Source organism: Pseudocitrobacter corydidari (genome assembly GCF_021172065.1).
GTDB classification, from domain to species: Bacteria; Pseudomonadota; Gammaproteobacteria; order Enterobacterales; family Enterobacteriaceae; genus Pseudocitrobacter; species Pseudocitrobacter corydidari.
In genome coordinates this window covers 4198482-4211122 of record NZ_CP087880.1, presented here as the reverse complement: position 1 = coordinate 4211122, position 12641 = coordinate 4198482, and the positions used below count along the sequence as shown (strand labels likewise).

Below are 12641 nucleotides of genomic sequence, written 5' to 3'. Positions count from 1 at the left end.
CAACCTAAAACTAATGCCAATACCCATTTAATATTCATGTTTCCCTTCTCCATTTGCACGATAAACATTCCCTTTTTCTCCAGGAGCTAGCCTGGTTTCTACATTCGTCATCGCATAACGGGGCTGGGTTGCATATTACGTCCTCCGCCTTTGTGAGCGCGTAAAGGGTATATACACAAAGCTCGCATAAGCGGCATTCAGCCTAATGATGGTACTGCGCGACAACGAAAAACTGGGGCGAACACAGTTATCCTCACAGGTGTTGCATCCTTCATCGGTACAGTTTGTTGAGGAGTAATTACGGCAATAATACGTCAGCGTCGCCTGCTTATCGCGGAATCCGCGCAGACTGTTATCCCCGTGAAATTTCAGTGCTTCTCTGAAGACCCAATGAGTGTAGACATCCTCAATCCAGGAGGCGCATTCCCTGAGTGGACGTTTGGCAATGATTGTTCGCTCATCAGGATTTTTCATCGCCGAGAAATGAACGGTAAAGTCATCTGTTGTGTTGAGTTCACACTCAATATCAGGCACATCGTTAATATAAGGGTCAAAACCAAACTCAGCGCCGCTGGCACAAAGACGACTGATAGTCGCAGGATCGAGGGAAAACCCAGGCCAGACATGACTTGAGGACAAACCGACATTCAGAGTAACATCATAGCGGCGCAAACCATCAAGACCTGCTGCACCGACAAATTTTTCCCCTTCGTCCAGTGCCTGATTAATCAGGCGTGGAACCATATCCTCATCCCAATATGCTGATTCGCAATTGGCAATGGTGATTTCAACGCCAGTGTAGGGATCGGTGCCGACGAGGTCGGCAAATAATCTGTTAACTGATTCCATGTTACTGCCCTGAGTTAGCGAGTGTTTCATACATCGGCACATACCCCACATCCTGCACCAGCCTTTGCCCCTGTGGGCTTAAAAACCACTCGACTACTTTCTGAGTTTCCGTGGTCGGGTTTTCCTGAGTAACCATATAAACACCCGCGACCCAGGGATAAACTTCGTTGCGAATGTTCTCAGCCGTGGGGGCAATGCCGTTAATTGCCAGCAATTTGACGCCCTCACGAGCATGCATCCGCGTAGCGTAATAGCGGAAGGTGTAACCAATCGCGCCGGGGGTATCCTGATATTGCGCCACCACATCCAACAGTTCACCCATTTGGTCAGCAACCTTCATCTCCCTGGGTTTAAGCATTGGCGTCCCTTTCATTACCTTCGCCAGCATGGCGGTCTGGCTACCTGAATCCTCGGGCCGCTGCCAGGGCTCAATGGCCGCGTCCGGGCCGCCAACCTGACGCCAGTTGGTCATTTTGCCGCTGAAAATATCGCGGACCTGCTCGGTGGTGAGGCTGTTAATTGGGTTGTTTTTATTGACGATAAAGACAAACGCTTCACGCGCGAACGGCGTGTAGGTCAACTTTACGCCCATTTTCTGGGCATCCGATTTCTGCCCTGCAGAAGGCTGTGCGACAAAAATAATATCGACATGACCTTTGATAATATTTTCCCACGCGGCCGGCGTACGAGAATTGAGTAAATATTTATCCTCATCAAACCGTTTTGGTAAGACGTTTAGCGCATAGAATGCCGAGGCATAGAGGGGATAGCCCGCCGTCGCACCGTCCATCCGCGGCCAGTTGTGGGTGATTTGTAACTCTGGCCTGCCCTGAAGCGGGATGAGTTCGTTATGCCATTTATCAGGCCGGTAATTGCGGGTATCACGATCTTCATAAATAACGTTGGGATATTTTAGTTTCTGCTGCCACGCCTGGTACGCCGCGTAAGTTGAGGCTATAACGATGAGAAACAGAATAATGCTGCGGCAGATGCCAGCCCTGCTTGTGAAGAAAGATCGCCTGAACGACCAGCCATAGCCGAGCGTAAAGCTTAACTGCGAGCAAACCGGTATCAGCAGGCTTCCCCAATACCATTGGCAGACAAGATTAACGATATGAATCCCTGCCCAGGGGGATAATACGGCAAGCGTTCCGCTGCCCATCGTGTAAAAATCGAGGCCAGCCTGTTGCAGCGCGTAAATCCACCCCAGCAATGCCAGGAGCACGGGCAGCAACAGAATCACGTGCCGCCAGGTGAGGTTATCTTCCGGCGCGTTATCTTTCGACCAAATGCGACCGCCGAAAAACATCAGGTTGCAAACGGCGAGCAGAATCAATGCGGAAGGAAGCCCCTGCGTCTCTTTTCCCAGGCCAAGCCCCTCTAAAATATAAGCGATAATCGCGACACATAGCCCACAGAATAATGCCACGCAGTGCGCAAGAATGGGCACACCGATAAAAGCCATGACCAGAGACAGAAATATCCATTTTATGTTTTTCATTTTGCAATCCGCATTTCTCTGCGTATATCCTCCAACCCCGGAAAGATATTATTCGTGCTTTATTTCTCTTCTTTTATTTCTGACTTGAGAATCAACTCAAGTTTATTACCTTTTAAAACATAATAGTATGAATAAAATTTATTCGTTATTTCATCCATTCCTGAGGTGACCAGCAACTTACTGTTTTTATCCATATAGACAATGTCTTCACCAATAGTGACTTCATCGTTGTCGCCGCCATAATAAACAGAAAAGGCTTTATCTAATGCACGCCCGGTTCGTTTATTAATAAAAGCAACAACATGACATCCTGAGCCACCGCATCCCCATCCGGCCTGAGCGTATTCCCCAGCGAAAGCAACATCCCCCTGCATGGCTTCTTTAAAGCGTGTTCTGAACATATGGGTGAATTCATCACTGTTATCAATATGTTCAGCCGGTTTTCCCTTATAGATTTCACTCACGGGATAATCTTTGCCTTGCGGAAATTTATCCGCCGCCTGCCCTGATAACGGAGCAAAGCCTAATAAAAGCGCCAGCGCGCCTGCAAAATATGTTGGCACGTGAATAAATTTCATTTCTTTCATTATCTTCCCTGTATTAAACAATAAGGCCATAGTGAATTTCACTATGGCCTTATTTAACTATGCTATCTGATTATTTACTGTGGTATTACAACCGTACAGGGTCAATATGCCAGATATGTTTGGCATATTCCTGAATGGTGCGGTCAGAGGAGAAATAGCCCATGTTGGCGATGTTGTGCATCGCTTTGGTGGTCCACTCTTCCGGGTTACGGTAGAGCTCGTCGACTTTATCCTGAGTGTCGATATAGCTGCGGTAATCCGCCAGCACCTGATAGTGGTCGCCGAAGTTGATCAGGGAGTCGACCAGGTCGCGGTAGCGCCCCGGCTCTTCCGGGCTGAATAGCCCGCTGCCGATTTGCGTCAGCACCTGATGCAGTTCTTCGTCCTGCTCGTAGTAGTCACGCGGTTTGTAGCCGTTCCGGCGCAGTTCTTCCACTTCTTCTGCGGTGTTGCCGAAGATGAAGATATTGTCTTCGCCCACTTTCTCCTGCATCTCGACGTTTGCGCCGTCCAGCGTGCCGATGGTGAGCGCGCCGTTCAGGGCAAACTTCATGTTACTGGTGCCGGAAGCTTCTGTTCCTGCCAGCGAGATCTGCTCGGAGAGATCGGCCGCCGGGATGATCACCTGCGCCAGGCTCACGCTGTAGTTCGGCACAAACACCACCTTCAGCTTGTCGCCAATTTGCGGATCGTTGTTGATCACATTGGCCACGTCGTTGATCAGGTGAATGATGTGCTTCGCCATGTAGTACGCCGATGCCGCTTTCCCGGCAAAGATGTTTACACGCGGCACCCAATCGGCGGTTGGATCGGCCTTGATACGGTTGTAACGGGTAATGACGTGCAGCACGTTCATCAACTGACGTTTGTACTCGTGAATACGTTTAATCTGCACGTCAAACAACGCGTTCGGATTGACCACCACGTTCAGGTGCTGGGCAATCGCCGCCGCCAGCCGTTTTTTGTTTTCCAGCTTGGCACGGTGCACAGCCTGGTTCACCGTCGGATAATCGATATGCTGTTCCAGATCGCTAAGCTGGCTGAGATCGGTTCGCCAGGTACGCCCAATGTTCTCATCCAGCACTTCTGACAGCGACGGATTCGCCAGCGCCAGCCAGCGACGCGGCGTGACGCCGTTAGTCACGTTGGTAAAGCGCATCGGGAAGATGGTCGCGAAATCGGCAAACAGCGACTGCACCATCAGGTTTGAGTGCAGTTCAGAGACGCCGTTCACCTTGTGACTGGCGACCACCGCCAGCCAGGCCATCCGCACGCGGCGACCGTTAGACTCATCAATGATAGACGTACGGCTAAGCAGCCCCATATCCTGCGGGTATTGCTCTTGCAGGGTTTTGAGGAAGTAGTCGTTGATTTCAAAGATGATTTGCAGGTGGCGCGGCAGGATTTTACCCAGCATATCAACCGGCCAGGTTTCCAGCGCTTCACTCATCAGCGTGTGGTTGGTGTAAGAGAAGACCTGGCAGGTCACCTCAAACGCATCATCCCAGCTAAATTTGTGCTCATCAATTAACAGGCGCATCAGCTCAGGAATCGACAGCACCGGGTGGGTGTCGTTGAGGTGAATCGCGATTTTATCCGCCAGGTTGGCATAGGTTTTATGCAGCTGATAGTGACGGCTTAAAATATCCTGAATCGTGGCGGAAACCAGGAAATACTCCTGACGCAGACGCAGTTCACGGCCCGAGTAAGTGGAGTCATCCGGGTAGAGAACGCGCGAGACGTTTTCCGAGTGGTTTTTGTCTTCCACCGCCGCGAAGTAGTCGCCCTGGTTAAATTTACCGAGGTTGATTTCACTGCTCGCCTGGGCGCTCCACAGACGCAGCGTGTTGGTCGCGTCGGTGTCATAGCCAGGAATGATTTGGTCGTAGGCTTCGGCGATGATCTCTTCGGTTTCAACCCAGCGGCTCTTTTTACCTTCCTGCTGGATACGGCCACCAAAACGCACTTTGTAGCGGGTGTTATGACGTTCGAACTCCCACGGGTTACCGTATTCCAGCCAGTAATCCGGCGATTCTTTCTGACGACCATCGACAATGTTCTGGCGGAACATGCCGTAGTCGTAGCGGATGCCGTAACCGCGCCCCGGCAGGCCGAGGGTGGCGAGAGAATCCAGGAAGCAGGCTGCCAGTCGGCCTAAGCCACCGTTGCCGAGCCCTGGGTCGTTTTCTTCGTCGATCAACTCTTCGAGGTCTAACCCCATCCCTTCCAGCGCGTTTTTGACATCTTCATAGATGCCGAGGGATAACAGCGCGTTGGAAAGGGTGCGGCCAATCAAAAACTCCATCGACAGGTAATAAACCTGTCGCGTTTCCTGAGAAAGTTGTGCGCGGTTGGAGCGCAACCAGCGCTCCACCATGCGGTCACGCACCGCAAACAGCGTGGCGTTCAGCCACTCGTGTTTGTTGGCAATGGCCGGATCTTTCCCAATCGTGAACATCAGCTTATAGGCAATAGAGTGCTTGAGAGCCTCAACGCTAAGAGTCGGTGATGCATAGGTAAATGGCGCATTCATAGAAATGGTTCCTGTGATTACATCAAGCGTTGATAAAGCTCGCGGTAAGAGTGCGCCGCGACTTGCCAGCTAAAATCCACGCTCATCGCCTGACGCTGTACATAGCGCCAGAGTGATGGGCGAGACCACAACACGAAAGCACGCCGGATGGCTCTCAATAGCGACCAGGCATTACTGTCCTCAAAGACAAAACCGCTGGCGACGCCATCGGCCAGGTTTTCCAGTGAACTGTCTGAGACCGTATCCGCCAGGCCACCGGTACGACGCACAAGCGGTAGCGTGCCGTACTTCAGGCCATAGAGCTGCGTTAAGCCACAAGGCTCAAAGCGGCTTGGCACAAGGATGACGTCAGCACCGCCCATAATGCGGTGCGAGAAGGCTTCGTGATAGCCAATCTGGACGCCAACCTGCCCCGGATGCTCCGCCGCTGCCGCAAGGAACCCTTCCTGCAGAACAGGATCGCCGGCCCCCAGCAGCGCCAGTTGCCCGCCTTGTTCCAGCAAGCCCGGCAGGGCTTCCAGAACCAGGTCCAGACCTTTCTGGCTGGTTAATCGGCTGACAACGGCAAAAAGCGGCACTTTATCGTTAACATTAAGGCCCATCGCAATTTGTAGCTGGCGTTTGTTTTCCGCTTTCTCCTCAAGAGTATCGCGGTTATAGCGTGATGCCAGCAGTATGTCCTTTTCCGGACTCCATACGTTGTCATCCACGCCGTTCAGGATGCCGGAAAGACGGCCCTCCTGGTGGCGCTGGCGCAGCAATCCTTCCATGCCGTAAGCAAACTGCGGTTCGGTAATCTCTCGTGCATAGGTTGGGCTCACCGCCGTAATGTGATCGGCGTAGTAGAGCCCCGCTTTCAGGAACGAAATCTGGCCGTTAAACTCCAGCCCGTGCATGTTGAAGAACGACCACGGCAGCTCGATGTCATTCATGTGGTGCGCATAAAACATGCCCTGATAGGCAAGGTTATGCACCGTAAACACCGACTTCGCCGGGCGGCCACGCGCCGCCAGGTACGCCGGGGCCAGGCCCGCATGCCAGTCATGCGCGTGCACCACTTCCGGGCGCCAGAACGGGTCAAGCCCGCAGGCCATTTCGCAGCCTACCCATCCCAGCAGCGCAAAGCGCAGGACGTTATCGGTGTAAGCATGCAGGTTAGTGTCGTGGTACGGGCTCCCTGGGCGGTCATACAAATGCGGCGCGTCGATCAGGTAAATGCCCACACCGTTAAAATGCCCGAACAGCAGCGAAATCGGCCCGGCAAAGGTTTGACGGCGCGTAACCACCTGCGCATCGGTGATGCCCCGGCGGATATCAGGGAAACCTGGCAGCAGCACGCGCGTATCGGTTCCATCTGCAATTTGCGCTGCAGGCAGCGCGCCAATAACATCAGCCAGACCGCCAGTTTTCAGTAACGGGAACATCTCTGAACAAACATGTAAAACCTGCATTATCGCTCCTGTTTGACCTGCAATTTGCGCAGCATGTCACGCGTTACCAGCACAATCCCCTCTTCCGAGCGGTAGAAACGGCGTGCATCGTCTTCCGCATTTTCTCCAATCACCATTCCTTCAGGAATGACGCAGGCGCGGTCGATAACACAGCGGCGTAAGCGGCATGAACGTCCAACCCAAACGTCCGGTAATAAGACTGCCGAATCAATGTTACAGAACGAGTTCACGCGCACGCGCGGGAACAGAACGGATTGCACCACCACGGAACCTGAAATAATGCAGCCGCCGGAGACCAGCGAGTTCAGGGTCATGCCGTGGCTACCGGAGCGGTCCTGAACGAACTTCGCTGGCGGCAGAGATTCCATGTGGGTACGAATCGGCCAGTTCTGGTCATACATGTCCAGCTCAGGCGTGACGGACGCCAGGTCAAGGTTCGCTTTCCAGTACGCTTCCAGCGTACCCACATCACGCCAGTACGGTTCTGCATTCGGGTCAGACTGTACACAGGAGAGTGGGAATGGATGTGCATAAGCCATGCCAGCTTTGGTGATTTTCGGGATGATATCTTTGCCGAAGTCGTGGCTGGAGTTTTCATCCTCGTCGTCTTCTTTGAGCAGCTCATAAAGATAATCAGCATCAAAGACATAGATACCCATACTGGCGAGCGATTTGCTTGCATCGTTTGGCATGGCCGGTGGGTTTGCCGGTTTTTCAACGAAGTCGATAATTTTCTCGCTTTCGTCTACTGCCATAACGCCAAACGCCGTTGCTTCTTCAATGGGCACTGGCATGCACGCAACGGTGCAGCGCGCGCCTTTTTCGACGTGGTCGATAAGCATGCGCGAGTAATCTTGCTTGTAGATATGGTCGCCCGCGAGGATCACCACATATTCCGCTTTATAACGGCTGATGATGTCGAGGTTTTGGGTTACCGCATCGGCGGTGCCGCGATACCAGTTTTCACCGTGTACGCGCTGCTGTGCCGGCAGAAGGTCAACAAACTCGTTCATCTCTTCGCTAAAGAAGGACCAGCCGCGCTGGATGTGTTGTACCAGCGTGTGTGACTGATACTGCGTAATCACGCCAATACGACGAATCCCTGAGTTGATGCAGTTCGACAGCGCAAAGTCGATAATGCGGAATTTCCCGCCAAAGTGCACCGCCGGTTTCGCACGCTTGATAGTGAGATCTTTTAAGCGCGTGCCGCGGCCACCCGCGAGGATCAGCGCAACCGTTTTATTCGGTAACTGGCGCGCCAGCATTAAGGGATCGTTTTTTTCCAGCCTAACCATGATTAACTCCTTTTGTTGCTCGTCTTCATCCGCCATCTGCGGAATGTTTCAGAGCCTATGACCTTTGAAATACGCACACTCCGTGCGCGGGCCCATGCCAGACAGCCATGACGACCGGATTATCCTCTCCGGCGAAGGGGGGAACAGCGCGCCACTCCCCCTCAGGTAAAACGAGTGTAGACACGTCGTGCGTCGCATTGAGCGTAATAAGCCAGCGATGGGAAAGCAGGATTTGCATCCGCCTTACGCCGTTTTGCCACTCATCAGGATGCAGCGGTTGCGCATGCTGATTGAGCCACTGCACGTTACCGTCGCCCTCCTGCCACCAGGCATCCTGCGTTAAGGCAGGGATGTTCTGGCGCAGATGAATCAGCGCGGCGGTAAATGCGGTAAGCCCGGCATTGGCGTTTTCCCAATCCAGCCAGGTCAACGGATTGTCCTGGCAGTAGGCGTTGTTATTACCGTGCTGACTGTGACCATGTTCGTCACCGGCCAGCAGCATCGGTGTCCCCTGGGACAGCAGCAGCGTCGTCAGCAGCGCATGCACGCTGGCCCGACGTCGCTCAATAATGTCCAGGTTACCACCTAATCCTTCTATACCATGATTATTGCTATGGTTATTGCTAGTGCCGTCGCGATTTTCCTCACCGTTGGCTTCGTTATGCTTATTATTGAAGCAAACACAGTCACGCAGCGTGAAGCCATCGTGCGCCGTCACCAGATTTACCGCAGCCGACGGGCTGCGTCCGCCGCGTGCAAAAACATCGCTGGAGGCAGCAAAACGTTGGGCAAACTCGCCCAACGAGAGATTTTCCTGCAACCAAAATCGGCGCATTGCATCGCGGAAATGGTCGTTCCACTCCATAAACAGCGGAGGGAAATTCCCCACCTGGTAACCGCCCATCCCGATATCCCACGGCTCGGCAATCAGCTTCACCGCAGACAGCACCGGGTCATGTTTAATCGCTTCAAACAGTGGCGCGTCCTGACGGAATTCCGGCGTACGCCCCATAATGGTGGCTAAATCAAAGCGAAAACCATCAATATGGCAGACATCGACCCAAAAACGCAGGCACTGACGGGCATACTCCACGCCGCCGGGATGACTGAGGTTGAGCGTGTTCCCACACCCCGTCCAGTTGTGGTAATCACCATCTTCCCTGATCCAATAATAGCTACGGTTATCGATTCCGCGCAGCGAGAAGGTCGGACCATCAAGATCAATCTCCGCGCTGTGGTTCAGCACGATGTCGAGAATCACTTCAATTCCGGCGCGGTGAAGCGCTTTTATGGCATCGCGAAATTCATCCAGCGCACGCTCGGGCGAGCTGGCGTAGCGCGGGTCGAGGGCAAACATCGCCATCGGGTTGTAGCCCCAGTAATTGCTTAACCCCATACGTTGCAGGCGCGGTTCGCTGGCAAAATGCGCCACCGGCATCAGCTCCAGCGCGGTAATGCCCAGCGCTTTGAAATAGTTAATCATCACCGGGTGAGCGAGCGCTTTGTAGGTGCCGCGAATCTCCTGCGGGATGCCCGGATGGCGATAGGTCAGCCCCTTCACATGCGCTTCGTAGATAACGGTTTTGCCCCACGCGGTACGCGGCGGCGCGTCGTCTTCCCACTGATAATCCAGCGCAGCAACGACCGATTTCGGCGCGATTGCGGCGCTGTCGCTGTTATCCGGCTGCTGATGCCCCCCGTGCAGACACGGCTCATCTTTCAGCGTGCCATCGACGCGATAACAGCACGGGTCGATAAGCAGTTTCGCCGGGTTAAAACGGTGCCCCTGCGCCGGATCCCACGGCCCGTGGACGCGATAGCCATAACGCAATCCAGGGCGCGCCTTTGGCAAATAACCGTGCCAGATATCGCCGCTGCGCGCGGGCAGGTCGTAGCGAGACTCATTGCCCTGCGCATCGAACACGCAGAGTTCCACCCGCTCAGCATGGGCAGAGAAGAGCGTGAAATTCACGCCCTTGCCGTCATAGCGTGCGCCTAACGGCGTGGGTGTTCCTGCTGCGAGTACGGTCATTCCCCCTCCCGAACCAGCCAGATGGTGGACAGCGGCGGCAACGTCAGGCTCAGAGAGTGCTCACGCCTGTGGCTGGCGATGTGGTCGCTATGCACCACGCCGCCGTTCCCGGCATTACTGCCGTGGTAATGTGCGGAGTCAGTGTTCAGCTCTTCACGCCAGCTACCCGGCTGATTGATACCGAAGCGGTAATCGTGGCGCGGCACCGGCGTAAAGTTGCTGGCGACGATCAGTTCATTGCCCTGCTTGTCGCGACGCACGAAGATAAAGACCGAACGTTCGTGGTCATCAACCACCAGCCACTCAAAGCCGTACGGGTCAAAGTCGAGCTCGTGCAGCGCTTTATGGTGGCGATAGGTGTGGTTCAGGTCACGCACCAGACGCTGAACGCCGTGGTGCCAGTTGTCGCCGCCTTCCAGCAGATGCCAGTCGAGACTGCCGTCGTGGTTCCACTCGCGCCCCTGCGCAAATTCGTTGCCCATGAACAGCAGCTTTTTGCCGGGGAACGCAAACAGCCAGCCGTAGTAGGCGCGCAGGTTGGCAAACTTCTGCCACGCATCGCCCGGCATACGGTCGAGAATCGATTTCTTACCGTGGACCACTTCATCGTGCGACAGCGGCAGCACGAAGTTTTCCGTGTAGTTGTAAAGCAGCCCGAAGGTCATTTTGTCGTGATGATACTGACGATGTACCGGGTCAAGCTTCATATAGTCGAGCGTGTCGTGCATCCAGCCCAGATTCCACTTGTACCAGAACCCCAGGCCGCCCATATCCTGCGGGCGAGAAACGCCGGCAAAATCGGTCGACTCTTCCGCCATACTCACCGCACCGGGAACCTGCTCGCCCAGCACGCGGTTGGTTGTGCGCAGAAATTCAATCGCTTCCAGGTTTTCGCGGCCGCCAAATTCATTGGGGATCCACTCACCTTCTTTACGGCTGTAGTCGCGGTAGATCATGGAAGCCACCGCATCCACGCGCAGCGCATCGATGCCAAAGCGTTCGATCCAGTACAGCGCATTGCCCGTCAGATAGTTACTGACTTCACGGCGGCCATAGTTGTAAATCAGGGTATTCCAGTCCTGATGGTAGCCTTCACGCGGGTCATCATGTTCGTAGAGTTTGGTGCCGTCGAATTCCGCCAGCGCGAAGTCATCCGACGGGAAGTGGCCCGGCACCCAGTCGAGAATCACGTTCAGCCCGGCCGCATGCGCGGCATTGATAAAGTAGCGGAAATCTTCGCGCGTACCGAAACGGCGCGTCGGCGCGTACAGCCCGGTTGGCTGGTAGCCCCAGCTACCGTCGAACGGATGCTCGTTAACCGGCAGCAGCTCCAGATGGGTAAAGCCCATCCATTTCGCGTACGGCACTAACTGGTCCGCCAGCTCGCGATAGCTCAGCCAGAAGTTGTTATCCGTATGGCGACGCCAGGAACCGAGATGCACTTCATAGATGGAAATCGGCGCGTCGAAACCATTCGCTTTTTTACGCTCTTCCGTCTGCACCACTTTTTCCGGCAGGCCGCAAATCAGCGAGGCCGTTTCTGGTCGCATCTGGGCTTCGAAGGCGTAAGGGTCGGCTTTGATGCGCAGTTTGCCGTGCGCGTCGATCATTTCAAATTTATAGAGCTGACCGTTATGCGCGCCGGGCACAAACAGTTCCCAGATCCCCGTTTCACCGCGCAGGCGCATCGGATGGCGACGGCCATCCCAGTAGTTGAACTGCCCGACCACCGAGACGCGGCGGGCGTTGGGTGCCCACACAGAGAAGCGCGTGCCGGTCACGCCGTCCATTGTGTCGGCATGCGCGCCCAGCGTTTCGTACGGGCGCAGGTGCGTGCCTTCAGACAGCAGCCATGCGTCCATCTCCTGCAACAGCGGGCCGAAGCGATAGGGGTCGTCGATCAGATTCTGCTGACCGTGCCAAACCACCGCCAGTTGATAACGAAAAGGATTTTTACGTCGCGGCAGAACGCCGCAAAAGAAACCGCGCGAGTCTAAACACTCGAGCTTGCCGACTTTACGCCCGGTTTTCGGTTCGATAACCCAGACATCAGTCGCATCAGGTAAAAGCGCCCGGACTTCCAGCCCTGCTTCGGTGCTATGCATCCCCAGAACGGAAAAAGGATCCGCAAAATGGCCAGCAATTAGCGCGTTAATCACGTCTCTATCAATACGATCGGACATGGTTCATCATCCTGTTGTATGTGTGTCGTCTCGTTCCAGTTAAGTGGACGACATTTTTGACCTGCACGGCGCAGCACAATGTGCTTCCTCTCTGCCCCGCCCAACTTTCAGTCAAGGTCGCAAAAATTCAACCTTGCTTACAGCATAGCCAACGCTTTATTGAACCTCTGAGAAAAATGAAGACATTCGCGTTTACTCCTTGTAGTACGC

At 54.3% G+C, this 12641-nt stretch carries 8 protein-coding genes; all 8 read right to left on the bottom strand.

Annotated features, from left to right (window positions below; genetic code table 11):
• Positions 1 to 135 precede the first annotated feature (135 nt).
• Positions 136 to 849 (bottom strand): YbbD family protein, encoded by a 714-nt coding sequence (locus G163CM_RS19510; RefSeq protein WP_231826018.1) that lies wholly within the window; start codon positions 847 to 849, stop codon positions 136 to 138.
• Position 850: 1 nt separating this feature from the next.
• Positions 851 to 2350, bottom strand: a complete 1500-nt coding sequence (locus tag G163CM_RS19505) for a PstS family phosphate ABC transporter substrate-binding protein (protein WP_231826017.1) — start codon at positions 2348 to 2350, stop codon at positions 851 to 853.
• 59 nt (positions 2351 to 2409) lie between these two features.
• Positions 2410 to 2937, bottom strand: coding sequence for a hypothetical protein (locus G163CM_RS19500; protein WP_231826016.1), 528 nt, complete (start codon positions 2935 to 2937; stop codon positions 2410 to 2412).
• Positions 2938 to 3022: 85 nt separating this feature from the next.
• Positions 3023 to 5470 (bottom strand): glycogen phosphorylase, encoded by a 2448-nt coding sequence (glgP, locus tag G163CM_RS19495; protein WP_015962655.1) that lies wholly within the window; start codon positions 5468 to 5470, stop codon positions 3023 to 3025.
• 17 nt (positions 5471 to 5487) lie between these two features.
• The gene (glgA, locus tag G163CM_RS19490) at positions 5488 to 6921 is read right to left on the bottom strand and encodes a glycogen synthase GlgA (RefSeq protein ID WP_015962654.1); all 1434 of its coding nucleotides are present in this window, start codon (positions 6919 to 6921) and stop codon (positions 5488 to 5490) included.
• Complete coding sequence (glgC, locus tag G163CM_RS19485) at positions 6921 to 8216, bottom strand: glucose-1-phosphate adenylyltransferase (RefSeq protein WP_231826015.1); 1296 nt, start codon at positions 8214 to 8216, stop codon at positions 6921 to 6923. Before glgC ends, glgA begins: the two co-directional genes overlap by 1 nt.
• A 55-nt stretch (positions 8217 to 8271) precedes the next feature.
• Positions 8272 to 10248: a glycogen debranching protein GlgX gene (glgX, locus tag G163CM_RS19480; RefSeq protein ID WP_231826014.1), complete on the bottom strand. Its 1977-nt coding sequence runs from the start codon at positions 10246 to 10248 to the stop codon at positions 8272 to 8274.
• Positions 10245 to 12431 (bottom strand): 1,4-alpha-glucan branching enzyme, encoded by a 2187-nt coding sequence (gene glgB / locus G163CM_RS19475; RefSeq protein ID WP_231826013.1) that lies wholly within the window; start codon positions 12429 to 12431, stop codon positions 10245 to 10247. The genes glgX and glgB overlap by 4 nt, the downstream gene beginning before the upstream one ends.
• Between the last annotated feature and the right edge of the window lie 210 nt (positions 12432 to 12641).